General features: G+C 72.1%; 17 protein-coding genes and 1 pseudogene. 14 read left to right on the top strand and 4 right to left on the bottom strand.

Annotation, left to right across the window (positions count from 1 at the left end; translation table 11 throughout):
- Positions 1 to 16: 16 nt before the first annotated feature.
- Positions 17 to 1,201: an ROK family transcriptional regulator gene (locus tag V5E28_RS05125; protein WP_336205185.1), complete on the bottom strand. Its 1,185-nt coding sequence runs from the start codon at positions 1,199 to 1,201 to the stop codon at positions 17 to 19.
- A 142-nt stretch (positions 1,202 to 1,343) separates the two neighbouring features.
- On the opposite strand from V5E28_RS05125, the gene zwf reads away from it, so the two are divergent.
- From zwf to V5E28_RS05095, 6 genes are read left to right on the top strand one after another with little or no spacing between them, the layout of a single operon-like run.
- Positions 1,344 to 2,819, top strand: a complete 1,476-nt coding sequence (gene zwf / locus V5E28_RS05120) for a glucose-6-phosphate dehydrogenase (RefSeq protein ID WP_336205184.1) — start codon at positions 1,344 to 1,346, stop codon at positions 2,817 to 2,819.
- Positions 2,816 to 4,759, top strand: a complete 1,944-nt coding sequence (gene edd / locus V5E28_RS05115; protein ID WP_336205183.1) for a phosphogluconate dehydratase — start codon at positions 2,816 to 2,818, stop codon at positions 4,757 to 4,759. Before zwf ends, edd begins: the two co-directional genes overlap by 4 nt.
- A 52-nt stretch (positions 4,760 to 4,811) precedes the next feature.
- Complete coding sequence (glk, locus tag V5E28_RS05110; protein WP_336205182.1) at positions 4,812 to 5,777, top strand: glucokinase; 966 nt, start codon at positions 4,812 to 4,814, stop codon at positions 5,775 to 5,777.
- 43 nt (positions 5,778 to 5,820) lie between these two features.
- Positions 5,821 to 6,432 (top strand): bifunctional 4-hydroxy-2-oxoglutarate aldolase/2-dehydro-3-deoxy-phosphogluconate aldolase, encoded by a 612-nt coding sequence (gene eda / locus V5E28_RS05105; protein ID WP_336205181.1) that lies wholly within the window; start codon positions 5,821 to 5,823, stop codon positions 6,430 to 6,432.
- A gap of 10 nt (positions 6,433 to 6,442) precedes the next feature.
- Complete coding sequence (locus V5E28_RS05100) at positions 6,443 to 8,653, top strand: NACHT N-terminal Helical domain 1-containing protein (RefSeq protein WP_336205180.1); 2,211 nt, start codon at positions 6,443 to 6,445, stop codon at positions 8,651 to 8,653.
- Complete coding sequence (locus V5E28_RS05095) at positions 8,617 to 8,784, top strand: hypothetical protein (protein WP_336205179.1); 168 nt, start codon at positions 8,617 to 8,619, stop codon at positions 8,782 to 8,784. The genes V5E28_RS05100 and V5E28_RS05095 overlap by 37 nt, the downstream gene beginning before the upstream one ends.
- Before the next feature lie 82 nt (positions 8,785 to 8,866).
- Here V5E28_RS05095 and V5E28_RS05090 read toward each other — a convergent pair whose 3' ends face one another.
- Positions 8,867 to 9,772 (bottom strand): LysR family transcriptional regulator, encoded by a 906-nt coding sequence (locus tag V5E28_RS05090; RefSeq protein ID WP_336205178.1) that lies wholly within the window; start codon positions 9,770 to 9,772, stop codon positions 8,867 to 8,869.
- An 85-nt stretch (positions 9,773 to 9,857) separates the two neighbouring features.
- Between V5E28_RS05090 and V5E28_RS05085 the strand changes: the two genes are divergently transcribed.
- The 5 genes from V5E28_RS05085 to V5E28_RS05065 all read left to right on the top strand — a co-directional run bounded on the left by V5E28_RS05085 (position 9,858) and on the right by V5E28_RS05065 (position 16,194).
- On the top strand, positions 9,858 to 10,718 hold the full coding sequence (locus V5E28_RS05085; protein WP_336205177.1) for an FAD binding domain-containing protein: 861 nt from the start codon (positions 9,858 to 9,860) through the stop codon (positions 10,716 to 10,718).
- Between the two features lies 1 nt (position 10,719).
- Positions 10,720 to 11,196 carry a (2Fe-2S)-binding protein gene (locus V5E28_RS05080; RefSeq protein ID WP_336205176.1) on the top strand — a complete coding sequence of 159 codons (477 nt, stop codon included), beginning with the start codon at positions 10,720 to 10,722 and terminating at the stop codon, positions 11,194 to 11,196.
- The gene (locus V5E28_RS05075; protein ID WP_336205175.1) at positions 11,193 to 13,541 is read left to right on the top strand and encodes an aerobic carbon-monoxide dehydrogenase large subunit; all 2,349 of its coding nucleotides are present in this window, start codon (positions 11,193 to 11,195) and stop codon (positions 13,539 to 13,541) included. Before V5E28_RS05080 ends, V5E28_RS05075 begins: the two co-directional genes overlap by 4 nt.
- Entirely contained in the window at positions 13,538 to 14,299 is a 762-nt protein-coding gene (locus tag V5E28_RS05070) for an XdhC family protein (RefSeq protein WP_336205174.1), read from the top strand. The genes V5E28_RS05075 and V5E28_RS05070 overlap by 4 nt, the downstream gene beginning before the upstream one ends.
- 113 nt (positions 14,300 to 14,412) lie before the next feature.
- Positions 14,413 to 16,194 carry a serine/threonine-protein kinase gene (locus V5E28_RS05065; protein WP_336205173.1) on the top strand — a complete coding sequence of 594 codons (1,782 nt, stop codon included), beginning with the start codon at positions 14,413 to 14,415 and terminating at the stop codon, positions 16,192 to 16,194.
- A gap of 7 nt (positions 16,195 to 16,201) precedes the next feature.
- Here the strand turns inward: V5E28_RS05065 and V5E28_RS05060 are convergent, their stop codons facing one another.
- Together V5E28_RS05060 and V5E28_RS05055 are read right to left on the bottom strand one after the other, a co-directional pair.
- Positions 16,202 to 17,068 (bottom strand): carbohydrate kinase family protein, encoded by an 867-nt coding sequence (locus V5E28_RS05060; RefSeq protein ID WP_336205172.1) that lies wholly within the window; start codon positions 17,066 to 17,068, stop codon positions 16,202 to 16,204.
- The gene (locus V5E28_RS05055) at positions 17,065 to 18,090 is read right to left on the bottom strand and encodes a LacI family DNA-binding transcriptional regulator (protein ID WP_336205171.1); all 1,026 of its coding nucleotides are present in this window, start codon (positions 18,088 to 18,090) and stop codon (positions 17,065 to 17,067) included. The genes V5E28_RS05060 and V5E28_RS05055 overlap by 4 nt, the downstream gene beginning before the upstream one ends.
- A 346-nt stretch (positions 18,091 to 18,436) precedes the next feature.
- Between V5E28_RS05055 and V5E28_RS05050 the strand changes: the two genes are divergently transcribed.
- From V5E28_RS05050 to V5E28_RS05040, 3 genes and pseudogenes are all read left to right on the top strand, one after another.
- Positions 18,437 to 19,729, top strand: coding sequence for an ABC transporter ATP-binding protein (locus tag V5E28_RS05050; protein WP_336205170.1), 1,293 nt, complete (start codon positions 18,437 to 18,439; stop codon positions 19,727 to 19,729).
- 118 nt (positions 19,730 to 19,847) lie between these two features.
- Positions 19,848 to 20,471: an FMN-dependent NADH-azoreductase gene (locus tag V5E28_RS05045; RefSeq protein ID WP_336205169.1), complete on the top strand. Its 624-nt coding sequence runs from the start codon at positions 19,848 to 19,850 to the stop codon at positions 20,469 to 20,471.
- A gap of 189 nt (positions 20,472 to 20,660) precedes the next feature.
- Positions 20,661 to 20,768, top strand: a pseudogene (locus tag V5E28_RS05040) (hypothetical protein); the annotation flags it as partial.
- Between the last annotated feature and the right edge of the window lie 43 nt (positions 20,769 to 20,811).

Genomic DNA, 20,811 nt, shown 5'->3' with positions numbered 1-20,811 from the left:
GAGGACCGCTCTCGTCTTACCGGGTGGCGCGCGTCGCCATGCTCTCGTCGACGGCGTCCGGTGACAGCACGTGGTCCAGGACCATCACCGCGCACCCGCTGATGCCCGCCGCCGCGCCGAGCCGGCTGGGCTCGATGCGCAGCCTCCTGGTGGCCAGGGCGGTGGAGCGGCGGTAGACGACCTCGCGGATGCTCGACACCAGCGGCCCGAACGCCTCCGCCATGTCGCCGCCGAGCACCACGACCGACGGGTTGAGGATGTTGACCGCGCCGGCCACCACCTCGCCGATCCTGCGCCCGGCCTCGCGCACCGTCGCCATCGTCTCGGCGTCACCGGCCCGCACCAGCGCCGTCACGTCGGCGATGGTCTTGACGTCCTTGCCGACGGTACGCAGGTCGCGCAGCAACGCGGTGCCGCTGGCCACGGAGTCGACGCAGTCGATGTTGCCGCAGCGGCACAGCACCCCGCCGCCGTCGCGCACCGGGATGTGCCCGATCTCGCCCGCCGCGCCGAGCGCGCCGCGCAGGATCTCGCCGCCCGCGATGACCCCCGCGCCGATGCGCGTGGAGACCTTGACGAACATCAGGTCGCCGAGCTCCGGATAGGCGCCGCGGTGCTCGCCGATGGCCAGGACGTTCACGTCGTTGTCCACGAGCACGGGGACGGGGAAGCGGGCGCGGATCAGCGGCGGGATCACCACGCCGGTCCACGAGGCCATCACCCGGGCGCTCTCGGTGCGCCCCTGCGCGAACTCGACGGTGGCGGGCACGCCCATCCCGACGCCCTTGACCGTGTCGCGCGGCCGGTCGCCGAGCAGCTCGTCCCAGGTGTCCATGACCAGCGGCAGCACCACGTCGGGGCCCTGCTCGACGTCGATCGCGAAGTCCTGCCCGGCCAGCTCGCGGCCGGCGAGGTCGCAGACGGCCACCCTGGTGCGGCTCGCGCCGAGCGCGGCCACGAGCACGACACCGCCGCCGGCGTTGAACTCCAGCCGGACCGGGGGCCTGCCACCGGTGGACGGCGCGTCGGTGCGCTCCACGACCAGGCCGCGCTCCACCAGCTCGCCGACGCGCAGCTGCACCGCGGGCCGCGACAGGCCGGTGACCCGGCCGAGGTCGCCCCGCGTCACGGCCTCACCGGTGCGGATGAGGCGCAGCACCTCGCCACTCGTGGCGAGGGTCGCGGCGGTACGTCGAGGCATCGGCTAAGTGAACCACAGGAGCTTCTGTCATGAAAAGTCACGACTTTTTCATCTCAAATGCCAAAACTCAGCTTGTGCATGACCCAAACTCTGACTAGTGTCCGTTCTGTCCCTGCTTTGGTAGATCATCGGAGTTCTTGCCGTGTCTCCCCTCTCGTCTCCCCCGGCCGCACACACCGCCGACCTCGTCGTCTTCGGCGGCACCGGCGACCTGTCCATGCGCAAGCTGCTGCCCGCGCTGTTCCACAGCGACAGGGACGGACGGCTGTCCCCCGAGACGCGCATCATCGCGCTGTCCAGGGGCGGGCTGACCGACGCCGACTTCCGCGGCAAGGTGGACGCCGAGGTACGCGACCAGGTCCCGGTCGACGATCAGGCCATGTGGGAGCGCTTTCTCGGCCGCCTGCACCACCTCACGGTCGACGTGGGCGGGCAGGACAGGTCCGGCTGGAGCCACCTCGCGCGGCTGCTGGCCGGGCACGAGGAGCGTGACCGGGTGTTCTACCTGGCCAGCCCGCCGATGACGTTCGGCCCCTTCTGCCGCGAGCTGGACGTGGCCGGCCTGGTGACGCCCAACTCGCGCGTGGTGCTGGAGAAGCCGCTCGGCCGCGACCTGCCCAGCGCGCAGCGGATCAACGACGAGGTCGGTGCCATCTTCGACGAGCGCCAGATCTTCCGCATCGACCACTACCTGGGCAAGGAGACCGTGCAGAACCTGCTCGTGCTCCGCTTCGCCAACGCCTTCCTCGAGCCGATCTGGAACTCCCTCTGGATCGACCATGTGCAGATCACCGTGGCCGAGACCGTCGGCACGCCCGGCAGGCGCGGCTACTACGACCACGCGGGCGCGCTGCGCGACATGGTGCAGAACCACCTGCTCCAGCTCCTCACCCTGACCGCGATGGAGCCGCCCGCGCGCAACGACCGCGAGGCGATCCGCGACGAGAAGGTGAAGGTGCTGCAGTCGCTGCGACCCATCACCGGCACCGAGGCCGACCGGTTCACCGTGCGCGGCCAGTACACCGAGGCCGGCGGGATGCCCGGCTATCTGGCCGAGCCCGGCTCGACCCCGCCCACCGAGGCCTCGAACCGGGTGGAGACCTTCACCGCGATCCGCGCCGAGATCCGCAACTGGCGCTGGGCCGGGGTGCCGTTCTACCTGCGGACCGGCAAGCGCCTGCCGCAGCGGCGCTCGGAGATCGTGGTGCAGTTCAAGGACGTGCCGCACTCCATCTTCCCCGGCGGCGCGCCGAACCGCCTGGTGCTGCGGCTGCAGCCGGAGGAGGGCATCGAGCTGCACATCATGGCCAAGGAGCCGGGAGCCGGCGAGGTGATGCTCAAGCCGGTGCCGATGAGCCTGAGCTTCGGCAAGACGTTCACCGCCCGGGTCCCGGAGGCGTACGAGCGGCTGCTCACCGACGTGCTGGCCGGCAACCCGACGCTGTTCATGCGCCGGGACGAGGTGGAGGCCGCCTGGCGCTGGATCGATCCCATCCTGGACGCCTGGGAGGCGTCCCCCGACCTGCCCGAGCCCTACCCGGCCGGCTCGACCGGCCCCGCGGGCGCCCACGAACTGCTCGGCCGCAGCGGTCGCGCGTGGCACGAGGAGGAAGCGTGAACCCCGTCATCCAGGAGATCACCGACCGGATCGCCGAGCGCAGCGCCGCCAGCCGTGCCGCGTACCTGGAGCGGATCCGCCGTGACGGCGAGGCCGCCCGCGCCGAGGGCCCGGCCCGCGCGCACCTCGGGTGCGCGAACCTGGCGCACGGCTTCGCCGCCGCCTCCGCAGAGGACAAGCCCCTCCTGAGGGGTACGGCCAAGCCCGGCGTGGCCATCGTGACGAGCTACAACGACATGCTGTCGGCGCACCAGCCGTACGAGACCTACCCCGGCGAGCTGAAGGCCGCCGTGCGCCGGGCCGGCGGCGTCGCGCAGGTGGCCGGCGGGGTGCCCGCGATGTGCGACGGCATCACGCAGGGCCGCGCCGGCATGGAGCTGTCCCTCTACAGCCGCGACGTGATCGCCATGTCGACCGCGATCGCGCTGTCGCACGACATGTTCGACGCCTCGCTGCTGCTGGGCGTCTGCGACAAGATCGTGCCGGGGCTGTTCATCGGCGCGCTGCACTTCGGGCACCTGCCCGCGATCTTCGTGCCGGCCGGGCCGATGGCCTCCGGCCTGCCGAACAAGGTCAAGGCGCGCACCCGCCAGCTGTTCGCCGAAGGCAAGGTGGGCAGGGCCGAGCTGCTCGACGCCGAGTCCGCGTCCTACCACTCCCCCGGCACCTGCACCTTCTACGGGACCGCCAACTCCAACCAGGCGATCATGGAGGTCATGGGCCTGCATCTGCCGGGCTCGACGTTCGTCAACCCGCACACCGAGCTGCGCCACGCGCTGACCGAGGCGGCGGGCCGCCGGGCGGTGGAGATCACCGCGCACGGCTCCGAGTACACCCCGATCGGCGAGCTGGTCGACGAGAAGTCCATCGTGAACGCCTGCGTGGCGCTGCTGGCCACCGGTGGCTCGACCAACCACACGCTGCACCTGGTCGCCATGGCCGCGGCCGCGGGCCTGGTGCTGACCTGGGACGACCTGGCGTGCCTGTCGGCGGCGGTGCCGTCGCTCACCAAGATCTACCCCAACGGCCAGGCGGACGTGAACCACTTCCGCGACGCGGGCGGCATGCAGGTGCTCATCGGCGATCTGCTGGACGAGGGGCTGCTGCACGCCGACGTGCTGACCGTGGCCGGGCCTGGCCTGGACCGCTACCGCACCGCGCCCGAGCTGCGCGACGGCGAGCTGGTCTGGGAGCCGGTGACCGGCGGCAGCGCGGACCTGGACGTGCTGCGGCCCGCGGCGGACCCGTTCTCGTCCGACGGCGGCATCCACATGGTCTCCGGCAACCTCGGCACCGCGGTGAGCAAGGTGTCGGCGGTCAAGCCCGAGCACCTGGTGATCGAGGCCCCGGCGAGGGTCTTCGACGACCAGCTCGACCTGATGCGCGCCTTCGAGGCGGGCGAGCTGGACGGGCAGGACTTCGTCGCCGTCATCCGCTACCAGGGGCCGAGCGCCAACGGCATGCCCGAGCTGCACAAGCTCACCTCGCCGCTGTCGGTGCTGCTGGACCGGGGGCAGCGGGTGGCGATCGTCACCGACGGCCGCATGTCGGGCGCCTCCGGCAAGGTGCCCGCGGCCATCCACCTGTCGCCCGAGGCGGCCGACGGCGGCCCGATCGCGCTGGTCCGCGACGGCGACGTGATCAGGCTCGACTCGGCGGCGGGCACCCTTTCGATGCTGGTTCCGGCCGAGGAGCTGGCCGGGCGGACGCCCGGGGGCCGGCCGCTGAGCGACGCGCAGTGGGTCGGCACCGGCCGCGAGCTGTTCGCCGCGTTCCGGCGGATGGCCGGGCACGCCGAGCAGGGCGCGGGCATCTTCGGCGTCAGCGGCGCCGAGTCCCCGCACCACGGCCCGGGCCTCGCCTTCCCCGCCGAGTCCGGCTACTCGCACCTGGAGACCGGCGGGGTGCCGGACACCCGGCGCGCCGGAGCCTCCAGGTGACCCCGGCGGCGGGTCGCGTTCCCCTCGGCGCGCGCGCTGCCGGAGGCGAGTCGTGAACGCCTTCGACCTGCCCTGGCTCGTCGCCGACATCGGTGGGACCAACGCCCGGTTCGGCCTGGTCACCTCGCCGGGCGCGCGGCCGTCACACGTCGCCGTCCTGGCGGGAGCCGCGTACGACACCCTCCCCGAAGCCGTAGCCGCCTACCTCGCAGAACATGCGGGCGGAGTGCGACCGGGGGCGGCGTGCCTGGCCGTGGCGGGACCGATCGACGGCGACGGCTATCGGCTGACGAACTCGGCCTGGGCCGGATCGGTCCGCGACCTCGGCGTGCCGTTCGCGGGCCTGCTCAACGACTTCGAGGCGCTGGCCGTGTCCCTGCCGCACCTGGATGGCGACGACGTGGTCTCGCTGGGCGGTCCGGAGCCGGGCCACGGCGTCAAGGCCGTGCTGGGACCCGGCACCGGGCTCGGCGTCGGCGGCCTGGTGCCCACCGGGCAGGGCTGGACGCCGATCCCCGGTGAAGGCGGTCACGTCACGCTGTCCGCCAGCGACGACAGGGAGCTGGAGATCGTCCGCGTGCTGCGGGCCGGGGGGCGGGAGCACGTGGTGGCCGAGGACGTGCTGTCCGGTCCCGGCCTGGTCCGCCTGCACCGGGCGCTGGCCCAGGTCAACGGGGTAGACGCAGCCGATCTGACGTCCTCCGGCATCGTGGCGCGGCTCGACGACCCGCTCTGTGCGGAGACGGTCGAGGTCTTCTGCGGGATGCTGGGCGGCTTCGCCGGCAACGTGGCGCTGACTCTCGGCGCCCGAGGCGGCCTCTACCTGGGCGGCGGGATCCTGCCCCGTATCGTGGACCGTGTGCGTACCAGCGACTTCCGCGCCAGATTCACCGCCAATCCCGATATGTCGGGTTATCTGTCGGCCATCGCGACCATGCTGATCGTCGCGCCGCAGCCGGCGCTGACCGGTGCGGCCGCCTGGCTGGCCCAGCGCGCCACCAAGGAACTGGCCGCCTGATGACAACCGGCCCGCGAGCGGGCCTTCGTGAGGAGAACACCGTATGAGCCTGCTCGATCTCGCCCCCGTGATCCCCGTCGTGGTGATCGAGGACGTGACGACCGCCGTTCCGCTGGCGCGGGCGCTCGCCTCCGGCGGCCTGCCCGTCATCGAGGTGACGTTGCGTACGCCGGCCGCGCTGGAGGCCATCGCCGCCATCGCGGCAGAGGTGCCCGAGGCCAAGGTGGGCGCCGGGACGATCCGGACCAGCGACGACATCGCGGCCTCGCTGTCGGCCGGCGCCACGTTCCTGGTCTCGCCGGGAACGACGCTGTCCCTGGTGGAGGCGATGGACGCGAGCGGCCTGCCGTACCTGCCGGGCGCGGCGACCGCGTCCGAGGCGATGGCGCTGGCCGAGCGGGGGATCAAGGAGCTGAAGTTCTTCCCCGCCGAGGCCGCGGGCGGCGTGCCCTACCTGAAGTCGCTGCAGGGGCCGCTGCCTGACGTGCGGTTCTGCCCGACAGGCGGCATCCGGCTCGCCACCGCGCCCGACTACCTGGCACTGCCGAACGTCGGCTGCGTCGGCGGCACCTGGCTCACCCCGGCGGACGCGGTGACGTCGGGCAACTGGTCCCAGATCGAGAAGCTCGCCGCGGAGGCTGCCGCTCTGAGGTAGTAATGGCCCGGTGGCCCTGGAAACAGCAGCCCTGGGACTGGGCAAGGCGGTCGGCGAACGCGCCCTGCGGACGGTGCTCACCTCCCGGGCGAGCGCGGAGAGCCAGAGCAAGGACCTCGTCGAGCTGATGCGGGCCCGGTTCCCCGACCACCTGGTGCGGCGCAAGGCCGAACGCCAGCTCGGGGACATCGCCGACGCGGTGACCGCGCGCGTGCTCAAGGTCTGCGCGCACGAGTTCCCCGGGCTCGGTGAGGACGATCGCCTGGTCGTGCTCGCGGAGGTGACCGGCGCGCTGACTCGCGCGGACCTCTCCGACAGCGCGCTGCTCGCCGCCGACGCCGACCCGGTACGCCTGGCGAGAGCAGTGCGGGAGAGCCTGCCCGCGCCGGAGGACCTCGGCGAGCCGGCCTCCCGGCTCTACGAGGTCGTGCTCGACGAGTGCTGCGACTGCCTGGTGCGGATCGTCCGCCACCTGCCCGAGTTCGGGCCGCGCGCGGCCGCCGAGACGCTGGCCCGCCTTTCCGGCGTGGGCGAGCAGATCGCCACCGTGCTCGAACGGCTGCCGGTGCGCACGCTGGAGGCGCCGGAGGGCACGGACCGGGACGCGGAGTTCCGGCGCCGCTACCTGGAGCACGTCTCCCAGACGCTCGACAATCTCGAACTGCTGGGCGTTCGGGTCGAGCGGTTCCGGCCGCGCACGTCGCTGAGCGTGGCCTACATCAGCCTGTCGGTGTCGGCCCTGCGTCCCAGGACCGCGCACGAGTCCTGGCACGAGGTGCCGGACGAGCCGGCGACGATGCGCGTGGAGAGCGCGCTCGGCCAGGGGCGCAGGATGCTGCTGCGGGGCGAGGCCGGCGGCGGCAAGAGCACGCTGCTGCGCTGGCTGGCGATCACGGCCGCGCGCGGCGGCTTCGAGGGCGAGCTGACCGGATGGCATGGCTGCGTGCCCTTCCTGGTGAAGCTCCGCAGCTACGCCGACCGCGACCAGTGGCGCGAGGTCGTGGTGATGGCGGCCGGGCACGCCAACGGGCCGCTCAGGGAGGAACTCCTCGGAGGCCTGCTCACCCGCATGGCGCGTGAGCCTCGATACGCGCGGCGGCTCAAGGTGCTGGTGTGCGCGTGCCTGGAGACCCTCCCGTCGGTGCCCGAGCGGCTGGGCGAGGCGGTGGACGGGTGCCTGAGCGATCTCATCCCCCCGCGCGACGTGGCCTCGGCACGGTCACTGGCGACGGCGGGACAGATCGTCCTCGACCGGCTCCCACGCGACGTCAGCGGGCTCTCTCCCGCCGCCGCCCGCGCCTGTGTCCGGACCGCGTGGCTGGTCAACGGCCCGCTGGCCCTCGACGTGCTGTCCGGGTACGCGCACGACGGCCGGGTGGAAGTCGAGCGCGAGCTGATCGAGGGCTGGCGCTACTTCGAGCCCGGCCTGTACGCCCAGCGCGTGCTCTCGTCCGTGGGGACGATCGGGGAGAGACTCGTGGTGCACACGTCCGGGCAGTTCGACGCCTTGCGCCGGCTCCCTCCGCAGAGCAGCGTCACCGTTCGCGTCCCCGCGCCGGCAGATCTCAGCCCACTGCTCGCCCATCGCGAGTCTCTCCGCCGTCTCTGGCTGAACCCCACGGTGAGCACGGCGGCGCTGCGAACTCTCCGCCACCTCACCGGCCTGACCAGCATCACTCTGCGGCAGGTGGAGGAGATCGGCTTTCTCTCCGGCCTGCGCGGCCTGGTCGAGGTGGAACTCGGCGACGCGTCCCGGCTGACGGACTTCACCCCGCTGCGGGACCTGACGGAGTTGAGGCATCTCCAGCTCCTGGAGGCGGCCCACCTGACCGGCTGGGACATGCTGCCGCCACTGGACGGCCTCCTCACGCTGCATCTCTCCGGCGCGCCGGTGGTGACCTCCGTGCGCGACATCGTCGAGCGCGCTCCCCGCCTGCTGTCGCTGGAACTGCAGGACTACGAGCGGCTCGCGGATCTCGACGCGCTCCCCCGGCTCGACCTCACCAGGCTCGTCCTGTGGGGCACCAGAGAGCTCGAGGACATCTCCCCTCTCGCGGGGTGTGTCTCGCTCGTCTCACTGGACCTCGACGGAACCCGGGTGCGCGACCTGCGCCCTCTCGTCGGCCTCGAACGGTTACAGTTCTCGATCTCCGCAACTGTCTCCAGCTGGAGGATCTCTCCCCCTTGGCTCACCTGGGCCGGCTGCGCAACCTGTGGCTGACCGACATGGCCCCGGGCATCGACCTCGCGCCGCTGGCCGGAAGTTCGCAGCTGATCGTGCACGTTCTGGCGGGGCAGGACGTGCGCAACGGTCACCTGCTCGGCAGGCGGCTCAAGCGGATCAAGGTGTGAGCGGGTGGCGGCGCCACCGGGAACGGGCGTCCCGTCCAGGCTTTCGTCGACGACCCGGCCCACGCCCTGCCCCGGGGCGGCGTCAGCTCCAGATGGACACGTGCACTGGCGGGCGGAAGCGGTTGCGGGGGATGCCGTCGTCCGGGGTGCGCATGATCTGGGTGGCCGCCGGCGTGGTGAGGAAGCCCAGGAACGTCCCGGCGGCCGCCGACCGGCTCTCGGGCTCCAGGGCGGTGGCGTACCAGTAGGCCGCCAGCGGGGTCGCCGCGGTCTCGACCGCCACCAGGTCGCCGCGCCGTAACTGGGAGGCGACGAGGTGGGCGGTGGCCGGTGCGACGCCCGCCCCCTCGGCGGCCGCCTTCCACGCGGCCGTCTGGTTGGCGAAGACCCGCACGTGCGACTCCGGCACGCGCAGCAGCCGCAGCAGCCTGCCGCTGTCGCTGGCCGGGTCGGTGCCCGACGGGCCGACCAGCCAGTGGTCGCGACGCCCGTGCGGGGCGCCGACGGCGATGAGCAGGCAGCGCAGCACCGGCCTGCTGACCAGGCCCGGGGCGCTCACCTGGGCGCCGATCGCGACGTCGGCCAGCCGGCTGGTGAGCAGCAGCGGCAGCTCCGCGGTGGCCGCCACGCCGCTGGTGGCGTCCATCGCCTTGCGCTGGTTGAACAGGCAGATCAGCGGCCCGGCGACGTGCTCGGCGAGCACGCCGTCCATCACCACGTGCAACCTGGCGGGGCCCGGCTGGACGGCGGCCATCGCCTCCGCGCCGAGCGCGACCATCTGGGAGGCGATGCCGAGCAGTCGCCTGCCACCCTCGGTGAGCACCATCCGGTCGCCGACGCGGATGAGCAGCGGGTCGCCGAGGTGCCTGCGGAGCTGGGCGAGCGACTGGGAGACGGCCGGTTCGCTCACGCCGAGGGCGCGGGCCGCGGCCTTGACGGTGCCCAGGCGGGCCACGAAGACGAAGGCGCCGAGCTGGCTCAGGGTCACCCCCTCTTCATAGATCGTCGAACCAGATTAAGGAATCCCTTATTTGCGGATTGTCGCGACAAATCGGTGACAGCACTGTGCACTCATGCAGGTTCCCGCGACGTTCGAGTACGAGAGAGCCGACAGCGTCCCGCACGCGCTCGAGCTCCTGGAAAGGTACGGCCCGGAGGCCCGGGTCGTCGCCGGCGGCCACAGCCTCATCCCGATGATGAAGCTGCGCCTGGCCCAGCCGGAGGCGTTGATCGACATCAACGGCCTGGCGGAGCTGGCGCGGCTCGCGGTCGAGGGTGACGAGCTGGTCATCGGCTCGCTGGTGCGCCATGCCGAGCTGCTGGCCAGCACCACCGCCACCGACCTTTTCCCGATATTTCGGGATGCGGAGCGGGTGATCGCCGACCCGATCGTGCGCAACCGTGGCACGGTCGGGGGCTCGCTCTGCCAGGGCGACCCGTCGGAGGACCTGGCCGCGGTGTTCGCCGCGCTGCGTGCCACCGCGGTCATCCAGGGGCCGGGCGGCACCCGTACCGTCCCGGTCAGGCAGTTCCACCAGGGACCGTACGAGACCGCCGTCGGGCCGGGCGAGCTGCTCCTGCGGCTGCGGGTGCCGATCGCGCCCGGCAGCGGGAGCGCGTACGAGAAGGTCGAACGCCGGGTCGGCGACTGGCCGGTGGCAGCGGCCGGAGCTCTGCTCCGGCTGGACGGCGGGGTGATCGCGCAGGCGGGCATCGGCCTGACCGCGGTGGGCGCCGCGCACTTCTGCGCTCCCGAGGCGGAGGAACACCTGCTCGGGAAGGCGCCCGGCGAGGAGGTGTTCGCGCAGGCGGCGCGGATCGCCGCCGAGCACTGCGACCCCCACTCCGACCAGCGCGGGCCCGCCGACTACAAGCGCCACCTGGCCGCCGAGCTCACCCGCCGAGCGCTGGCCACGGCCGCGGGAAGGATCTGACATGCGGATCACTGTCACGGTGAACGGGCAGCCGTACACCAGGGACGTGGAGCCCCGGCTGCTGCTCGTCCACTTCCTGCGCGACGAGCTGGCCCTGACCGGCACGCACTGGGGCTGCGACACCTCCAACTGCGGCGTCTGCACGGTCCAGCTCGACGGGGTGCCGGTCAAGTCGTGCACGGTGCTCGCCGTGATGGCCGACGGCCACGAGGTGACCACCGTCGAGGGCCTCGAGAAGGACGGCGAGCTCGACACCGTGCAGAAGGGCTTCGTCGAGTGCCACGGCCTGCAGTGCGGCTTCTGCACGCCGGGCATGCTGCTGACGGCGCGCTGGCTGCTCGACCAGAACCCCAACCCCGACGAGGGCCAGATCCGCGAGGCCATCTCCGGACAGCTCTGCCGGTGCACCGGCTACGAGAACATCGTTCGCTCGATCCGCTGGGCGGCGGAGGCGGACGTCCAGGAGGCGAAGCCATGAGCTACGGACGCATGCACCGCAAGGAGGACGCCCGCTTCATCCGGGGCCGCGGCAACTACGTCGACGACGTGAAACTCCCCGGCATGCTGCACGGGGCGGTGCTGCGCAGCCCGTACGCGCACGCCCGGATCGTCTCCGTCGACACCTCGGCGGCCGAAGCGCACCCCAAGGTCAAGGCCGTGATCACCGGCACCACCCTGGCCGGGCTGAACCTGGCCTGGATGCCCACCCTGTCCAACGACGTGCAGGCCGTGCTGGCCACGGACAAGGTGCGCTTCCAGGGGCAGGAGGTCGCGTTCGTGGTCGCCGAGGACCTCTACTCCGCGCGCGACGCGCTGGAGCTGATCGAGGTCGACTACGAGCCGCTCGACCCCGTCATCGACGCCAGGACCGCGCTCGATCCGGCGGCCCCGGTGATCAGGGACGACCTGGAGGGCAGGGCGGACAACCACATCTTCGACTGGGAGGCGGGCGACAGGGCGCGCACCGAGGCGATCTTCGAGCAGGCGGAGGTGACGGTCGCGCAGGACATGATCTACCCGCGCGTGCACCCCGCGCCGCTGGAGACGTGCGGCGCGCTCGCCGACTTCGACAAGGTCACCGGCAAGCTCACCGTCTGGTGCCCGACCCAGGCGCCGCACGCGCACCGCACGCTGTACGCGATGGTGGCCGGGCTGCCCGAGCACAAGATCAGGGTGATCTCGCCGGACATCGGCGGCGGCTTCGGCGGCAAGGTCGGCATCTACCCCGGCTACGTGTGCGCGATCGTCGGCTCGATCGTCACCGGCAAGCCGGTGAAGTGGATGGAGGACCGCTCGGAGAACCTGATGAGCACCGCCTTCGCCCGCGACTACCACATGCGCGGCGAGGTCGCCGCCACCCGCGACGGCAGGGTCCAGGCGATCAGGGTCAAGGTGCTGGCCGACCACGGCGCGTTCAACGGCACCGCGCAGCCGACCAAGTTCCCCGCCGGCTTCTTCCACGTCTTCACCGGCTCGTACGACATCGAGGCCGCCTACTGCGAGGTCACCGGCGTCTACACCAACAAGGCGCCCGGCGGGGTCGCCTACGCCTGTTCCTTCCGCATCACCGAGGCCGTCTACCTGGTGGAGCGGATGATGGACGTGCTGGCGGGCGAGCTCGGCATGGATCCCGCGGAGCTGCGGATGCGCAACCTGCTCAAACCCGACCAGTTCCCCTACACCTCGCCCACCGGCTGGGAGTACGACTCCGGCGACTATCCCAAGGCGCTGCGCCTGGCGATGGACATGGCGGGCTACGACAAGCTCCGCGCGGAGCAGGCCGACAAGCGGGCCAGGGGCGAGCTGATGGGCATCGGCATCAGCTTCTTCACCGAGGCGGTCGGCGCGGGCCCGCGCAAGCACATGGACATCCTCGGCCTCGGCATGGCCGACGGCGCGGAGCTGCGCGTGCATCCGACGGGCAAGGCCGTGCTGCGGGTCTCCTGCCAGTCGCAGGGGCAGGGGCACGAGACCACGTTCGCCCAGATCGTCGGGCAGGAGCTGGGCATCTCCGCCGACGACGTCGAGGTGGTGCACGGCGACACCGACCAGACGCCGTTCGGGCTGGGCACCTACGGCTCGCGCTCCACGCCCGTCTCCGGAGCCGCCACGGCGATCGTCGCGCGCAAGGTGCGCGACCGCGCCAGGCTGGTCGCCGCCGCCATGCTCGAGGCCAGCGCCGACGACCTGGAGTGGGGCGACGGCAAGTGGTCGGTGGTGGGCGACCCCGCCACCGGCAAGACGCTGGCGGAGATCGCGCTGGCCGCGCACTCCAGCCTGGAGCTGCCCGAAGGCGTGGAAGGCCACCTGGACGCGACCACCGTCTACAACCCGCCGAACCTCACCTATCCGTTCGGCGCCTACATCTGCGCCGTCGACGTCGACCCCGGCACCGGCCAGGTGAAGGTGCGCAGGTTCGTGGCCGTGGACGACTGCGGGGTGCGGATCAACCCGATGATCGTCGAGGGGCAGATCCACGGCGGCCTGGCCGACGGCATCGGCATGGCCCTCATGCAGGTGATGGCCTTCGACGAGGACGGCAACCACCTGGGGGCGTCGTTCATGGACTACCTGCTGCCGACCTCGATGGAGTGCCCGTCGTGGGAGCTCGGCGAGACCGTCACCCCCTCGCCGTTCCACCCGATCGGGGCCAAGGGCGTCGGGGAGTCCGCCACGGTCGGCTCGCCCGCAGCCGTGGTCAACGCCGTCGTGGACGCGCTCAAGCCGTACGGGGTGCGCCACGCGGACATGCCGCTCACCCCGGCGAACGTGTGGCGGACCATCAACGGCGACCCGTTCCGCACCGATCTGGCGATCCCGTGACCGAGTTCATCGGCATGCCGGCCCCCCGCCCCCGCGGGGTGCCGGCGCCGCCTCGTGATCTCCAGGCCAGGGCCGCCGAGCTGCGATCGGGGCGGGAGCCGTACGTGCTGGCCACCGTCGTGCGGGCGCAGCGGCCGGCCAGCGCGAAGGCGGGCGACCGGGCGCTGGTGCTGCCGGACGGGACCATCGAGGGGTTCGTCGGCGGGCACTGCGCCGTCGACACCGTGCGGGCGCAGAGCCTGCGCCTGCTGCGCACCGGCCAGGCCACGCTGCTGCGGATCACCCCGGAGGTGGACCAGCCGCGCGAGGAGGAAGGGCTGGTCGCGGTGGGCCAGCCGTGCCTGTCCGGCGGCACGCTGGAGATCTTCCTGGAAGCCGTCCTGCCGCCGGTACTCGTCCACGTGTACGGCGAGAGCCCGATCGCGCGCGCGTTCACCGCCATCGGCCAGGCGATGGGTCACCAGGTGGCGGCCGCGGCCGACCCGTGGGCCGCGATCGCCCCGGACACGACCGCCGTGCTGGTCGCCTCGCACGGGGTGTCGGAGGAGCCCGTCCTGCGGGCCGCGCTGGCGGCGGGCGTGCCGTACGTCGGTCTGATCGCCAGCCGCAGGCGGGGGGCGGCGGTGCTGGCGGCGGTGGAGGGCGGCGACCGGGTGCACGTGCCCGCCGGCCTGGACATCGGCGCCACCACTCCAGGGGAGGTGGCGGTCTCGGTCTACGCGCAGATCATCCGGCTCGGCGTGCGCCGGCTGCCGTAGCGCCGGCCCGCCCGGCGGGGGCGAGGCCGAGGGCGTCACGTCGCCACCGGCGCGCGCCTTCCTCCGTTAGAGTCTGGGGTGGAAAAGGGCGTGCCGGGCGGAGGATCGGCCGGTTGAGTCGACGCGACGACGACGGCGAGAGGACAGTGACGTTGGGGCAGCAGGGGCGCTCCGCTGGCACTCCGCTGACGCCAGAGGATCCACCGGCGATCGGCCGCTACGAGCTGGTCTCCCGGCTCGGGTCGGGCGGCATGGGCACCGTCTATCTGGCCAAGGGCGCCGACGGTGAGCTGGTGGCGCTCAAGGCGATCCGCCGCGACTTCACCGCCGACCCGGTCTACCGGGCGCGCTTCAACGAAGAGGTCTCCAACGCCCGCAAGGTCGCCTCGTTCTGCACCGCCCGCGTGCTGGACCACGGCGAGCACGACGGCGTCCTCTATCTCGTCACCGAATACATCGACGGCGTCTCGCTGGAGGACCACCTCATCCAGCAGGGCAGCCTGACGCCGTCGATGCTGCACTCGGCGGCCGTCGGCGTGGCGGCGGCGCTCACCGCGATCCACGCGGCCGGCCTGGTGCACCGCGACCTCAAGCCCGCCAACGTGATGCTGACCCTCGCCGGACCGCGGGTCATCGACTTCGGTCTGGCACGTTCCTCCCATGTCGGCTCGCGCCACACCAACGCCGGCATGGTGATGGGCACGCCCGGCTGGATCGCGCCCGAGCAGGTCTTCGAGGGCCGCACCAGCCCGGCGGGCGACGTGTTCGCCTGGGGTTCGCTCATCGCGTACGCGGGGCTGGGCGGGCACCCGTTCGGCGAGGGCGACGCCTACGTCATGGCGGCCCGCGCCCGCACCGCGCCACCCGACCTGCGCGGCCTGCCCGCCCCTCTCGACCGGCTGGTGGCCGCCGCCATCCATCCGGATCCGGCCCGCCGCCCCACGGCCAAGCAGCTGCTGCTGGAGCTGGTGAGCGCGACGGACGAGCCCGCCGCGCAGCTCGCCGCCACCCGCCACCTCACCGACGCCTGGAACCCGGCGGAGTTCCCCCCGCTGGCGCAGCCCCGCCCGCACCCGCAGCAGGCGCCGCCCGCGCAGGCGCCGCCCAGGGGCGTCCAGCCCGCACCCGCCTCGCGGGCCCCCGGCTCGCAGGCTCCGGCGGCCCATCACCGGCATGCCGCCCCTCCGTCCGGCCAGGCGCCGCCGCCGGGCCCGGGGCAGGCGCCTCCCGGGGCGGTGCCGCGCCCGCCCGAGGCCGTCAAGGGTCCGCGGGCGCACCGGACGGGGCAGGTGCCGCTGCCTCCTCCGGCCGTGCAGGCTCCCCTCGCCCATCAGACCGGCCAGGGTCCGCTCCCCCATCAGACCGGTCAGGGTCCGCTGCCGCCTCGCCGCGGCATCCCGCCGCGGTTCCAGCCGGCCAGACCGGCCAGAAGCGTGCTCACGGGCTGCCTGGCCGCGCTGGTGATCACGCTGGTGTTCCTGGCCCTGCTGATCGGCGTGCTCACCTGGCTGTCGCGCGGCCCCGCCATCGGCGCGGACAGCGGCCCCGTGCAGGACGGCAAGCTCGAATTCGCCGTCGCGAGCACCAAGTGCGCCAAGCCGGCCAAGTCCGCCACCACCCGCACCTGCCGGGTCACCATGAAGGTCAGCAACATCGGCCCGGAGGCCAGGGTCCTCTATCCGGGCCAGCAGATGCTGCTCGACCAGGACGACCTCCCGCACGGCGCCACCAGGCTGCTCGACAAGGAGGGCGCGGAGATCACGCCGATCAGCATCGGCCCCGGCAGGTCCTTCACCGGCGCCCTGCTGTTCGAGCTGCCCAAGGACGCCGAGCCGGCCGAGCTGGAGCTGCACGACTCCGCCCTGAGCACCGGCGTCCGGCTCGTCCTCGACTAGCACGGCGTCACAGGGAGCGCAGGAGCGCCGCCTCGGTGATCGGCGATTCGTGGGTGCCGGGGATCGTGCAGGCGTGGGCTCCGGCTGTCGCCCCGAGCCGGACGCACCGCTCCAGCGGCATGCCGTGCAGCGTGCCGTACAGGAAGCCGGAGACGAACGCGTCGCCCGCGCCGTTGCTGTCGGCGACCGGTCCGGGCAGCGGCGCGGCGGGGAAGGCGCGCACCTCGGCGTCGCGGGTCAGGACGAGACACCCGTCGGCGCCGCGGGTGCAGACGACCGTGTGAGCGCGGCCTCTGGCGAGGATGTCGCGCATCGTCGCGGCGGGGTCCCGCAGCGCGGTGGCCGAGAGGAAGACGAGGTCGGAGCGGTAGGCGAAGTCCTTGTGGTAGTCGTCGCGGCCGTCCCAGTCGTGGAGGTCGGTGGAGATCGGCATGCCGTCCAGGTCCGGGTAGGCGTGGCGGCAGAAGTCGTTGATCGACACGTGGACGTGGCGGGCTCGCACACCGGTGTAGAGCTCGCGGGGCAGACGTTCGTCCGGGGTGGCCTTGGGGTCGTGGAGGGAGGTGCGGCGGCCGTCGGGGCCCACGAGCAGGACGCTGCGCCGGGTGCCCGCCGCCGAGACGCCCCAGGCGCAGTCGACGTGGCGCATCGCGTGGCGGATCAGCGCGCCCTGGGGGTCGTCGCCGATCAGGTCGGCGAAGGTGACGTCGAGGCCGAGCGCCGCGCAGCCGAGCGTCACCCCGGACCCGGTGTTGCCGATCCGGTCGATCACCGGAGGCACGTGGTAGGTGTCCTGGTAGGGCAGGGGCAGCGCCGGGACGTAGACGGTGGTGTCCACTCCCGATCCGCCGAGCACCAGCACGTCCCGCGTCATCGGTTCACCAGGGGGCCGGAGCCGGTGGAGCCGCGGACCACCAGCTCCGGCTGGAAGACGAGCTCCACGTGTTTGGCCGGAGCGCCGTTGATCTCTTCGAGGAGGGTCTGCACGGCCGCCGACGCCATCGCGCCGATCGGCTTGCGCACGGTGGTGAGCGGCGGGTCGGTGAAGGCGATCAGCGGCGAGTCGTCGAAGCCCACCACCGACACCTCTCCCGGCACCGACAGCCCTTTCTCCCTGCAGGCGCGGATCGCGCCGAGCGCCATCAGGTCGCTCGCGCACACGATGCCGGTGCAGCCGCGGGCCAGCAGTTGCGCGGCCGCGGCCTGGCCGCCTTCGACGGAGAACAGGGAGTGCGCGACGAGGTCGTCGACGTCGGTGGCGCCGAGCAGTTGCGCCATCGCCTGCCTGTAGCCCTCGATCTTGCGGATCACCGGCACGAACCGGCGCGGGCCCAGGGCCAGCCCCACGCGCTCGTGGCCGAGGTCCACCAGATGCTGCACGGACAGGCGGGCGGCCATCCGGTCGTCGGGCGAGATGAAGGGGGCGTCGATGCGCTCGCTGTAGCCGTCGACCAGCACGATCGGCAGCCCGCGGTCGGTGAGGCGGGTGTAACGGTCCATCCGCGCGGTGGTGTCGGCGTGCAGCCCGGAGACGAACACGATGCCGCTGACCCCCCGGTCCACGAGCAGCTCGGTGAACTCGTCCTCGGGTGCGCCGCCGGGGAGCTGGGTGCACAGCACCGGGGTGTAGCCGTGCTTGGTCAGGGCCTTCTCGATGGCCTGCGCGAACGCGGGGAAGATCGGGTTGTCCAGCTCGGGGGTGACCAGGCCGATCAGCCCGTTGCTGCGCTGCCGCAGGCGGGGCGGCCGCTCGTAGCCCATGAGGTCGAGCGCGGTCATGACGGACTGCCGGGTGGCGGCCGAGACGCCCGGTTTGCCGTTGAGGACCCGGCTGACGGTGGCCTCGCTCACGCCGGCTTGGGCGGCGATGTCGGCGAGGCGGGCGTGACCATTCATGCCTGACACTTTACTTTCCGCCGTGCGGCCGAATCGGGTCCCATCACCGTTCCCATCAGCGAAGCTGCGTACGTGCCCGGGGAGGTCGCGGCGCCGTGCCGGCGGGCGCACACGCTCCGCCCCCAGGGAAGTCTCGACCATTGAAAGCCCTTGCCGCAAGTTTACGCAAGCACTTCCAGATAACACCTATTCGGAAATTTCGGCGTACGGACACCCAAAACTCCTGACCGAAACCCGGTGGATAGAGATCTTTTATGTCAAGGGTGGACACATGGTGTTAATGCACGATGTACTACCCCTCCAATCAGCCCCCGTCACAGGTGACACGCGTGCAAGGTGTGGGCCCATGAGCTCGGTCGTTCTCGACAAAGTGACCAAGGTGTATCCGGGCGGCCACCTCGCGGTCGACCGGCTCAGTCTCAAGGCCCAGGACGGCGAGTTCTTGGTCCTCTTAGGCCCTTCCGGATGTGGCAAATCCACCCTTTTACGCATGATCGCCGGGCTTGAAGAGATCACCGACGGCGAGCTCTGGCTTGACGGCCAGATGGCCAACCACCTGGCCCCGCGCGAACGTGACGTCGCCATGGTCTTCCAGAACGGCGCCCTCTATCCGCACCGGACCGTGCGCGGCAACATCGCCTTCCCCCTGGAGATCGCCAAGTCCGACCCGGCGATGGTCCGCGAGCGCGTCACCGAGCTGTCGAAGGCGCTGCACATCGACGAGACGCTCGAACGACGCCCCGGCACCCTGTCCGGCGGCCAGCGCCAGCGGGTGGCCATGGGCCGTGCGATCGTCCGCCAGCCGAAACTGTTCCTCATGGACGAGCCCCTGTCGAACCTCGACGCGGGCATGCGCACCGAGCTGCGGATGGAGATCTCCGCCCTGGTCAGATCGCTCGGCGTCACCACCATCTACGTGACGCACGACCAGGTCGAGGCCCTCACGCTGGCCGACAGGATCGCCATCCTCAACAAGGGCGTCCTGCAGGACGTCGGCACCCCCGCCCAGATTTACAACGATCCAGCCACGGCCTTCGTGGCGGCGTTCCTCAACTCGCAGCAGCTGAACCTGCTGGCCGCGACGGTGCGCACGCCGCAGAACCAGTACGTGCTGCTCGACTTCGGGCCGCACCGGCTGACGATCCCGTGGAGCGATCCGCGCGCCTACGCCATCTCGCAGCACACCGGAGGCCAGGTGCTGGTGGGCATGCGGCCCGACGGCCTGGCGCCGGTGCCGGAGTCGTACGAGGGGCCGTCGTTCTTCGGGCGGGTGCGCGCGCTGGAGTATCACGGCCACGAGTGGCTCGCCTACATCGAGTGCGGGGTCCCCGCGGTGCCGGTGCCCGAGCCGCCGGACCGGCGCCCGCTCGGTAACGGCCACCGCACCGAGGCGGGCGGCGTGAGCGCGCTGGTGCGGCGCCTGTTCCCGCAGCGCCCGGCACCCGAGGAGCAGGAGCAGGAGCAGGTCGGCCAGCACCCGGGCAGCGGCAGCGGCATCCACCGTCGCGCGGACCTGATCGTCCGGCTCGGCGGCCGCCCCGCGTGGCGCGCCGGCGACGCGGCCAAGGTCGGCGTGGACCCCAACCGCCTGATGATCTTCACTCCGGACGGCGCCCGCATCGACCCTCCGCGCCGCTGACATCCTCCTTCGACCACTGGCACGGAGACCTCCTTCAGCGCTGCCTTGACTAAGCGGACTGCGGTCCATATTGTCGAGCCAGACAAACGGACCGCGGTCCGCTATGAAGGGAACACTCATGAGCCGGTTGTTGCACGTATCCGCCTCCCCCCGCGGGGCGGAGTCCGTCTCGCTGGGCATCGCGGAGACGTTCGCCGAGGAGTACCGGGCGACCCATCCCGGCGCCGAGGTCGATCACTTCGATCTGTGGGACGGGACGCTGCCCGAGTTCGGGCCCGCCGCGGTGGCGGCGAAGATGGCCGTGATCGGCGGCGCCGAGCCCGCGGGCGAGCAGGTCGAGCCGTGGCGGGCGGCCGTGCGCACCTTCGAGCGGTTCGACTCCTACGACCGCTACCTCTTCACCGTGCCCATGTGGAACTCCGGGCTGCCGTACAAGCTCAAGCAGTTCATCGACGTGGTGAGCCAGCCCGCCATGATCTTCGACCTCGGGCCGGAGACGGGCTACCGCCCCCTGCTCACCGGCAAGCGGGCCGCCGTCGTCTACACCAGCTCGGTGTGGGGGCCCGAGGCGGGCCCGGCGTTCGGCAGCGACTTCCAGTCCACGTACTTCGGAGACTGGCTGAGGTGGACCGGCATCACCGACATCCAGGAGATCCGCCACCACCCGACGCTGACCGGGGACTACGCGCTCGAGCGCAAGCGCGCCGGCGAGCGCGCCCGCCAGGTCGCCCGCACCTTCTGAAACCCGTCCGGAGGACGGTGCACGCCGCAGGCCGGCAGCCAGGCCGGCACGGCGGCTTCGCCCGCGAGCTGACGTCACCGCGCCGTTCACCGGCTCTCTGTGCAATCTGCATGTTCGGCCGGTGCGAACGCCAGCCGTACCGGTGCATGAGGCACTGTCCGCCCGGATCGTCACGGACGAAGCTGGTGCATGTCAGCACCGAACCAGAAGGAATCTCGTGAGCGACGAATGATCAAGCCGTTCCGTATCGACATCCCGCAGGCCGACCTGGACCACCTGCGGGACCGGCTGGCTCGCACCCGATGGGCGGACGAGCTGCCTGAGGCGGAGGTGACCGACG

Source organism: Nonomuraea sp. LPB2021202275-12-8 (assembly GCF_037044575.1).
Taxonomy (GTDB): domain Bacteria; phylum Actinomycetota; class Actinomycetes; order Streptosporangiales; family Streptosporangiaceae; genus Nonomuraea.
Note: the sequence above shows the minus strand (reverse complement) of the source record. Positions and strands in the feature narration are given on the sequence as shown.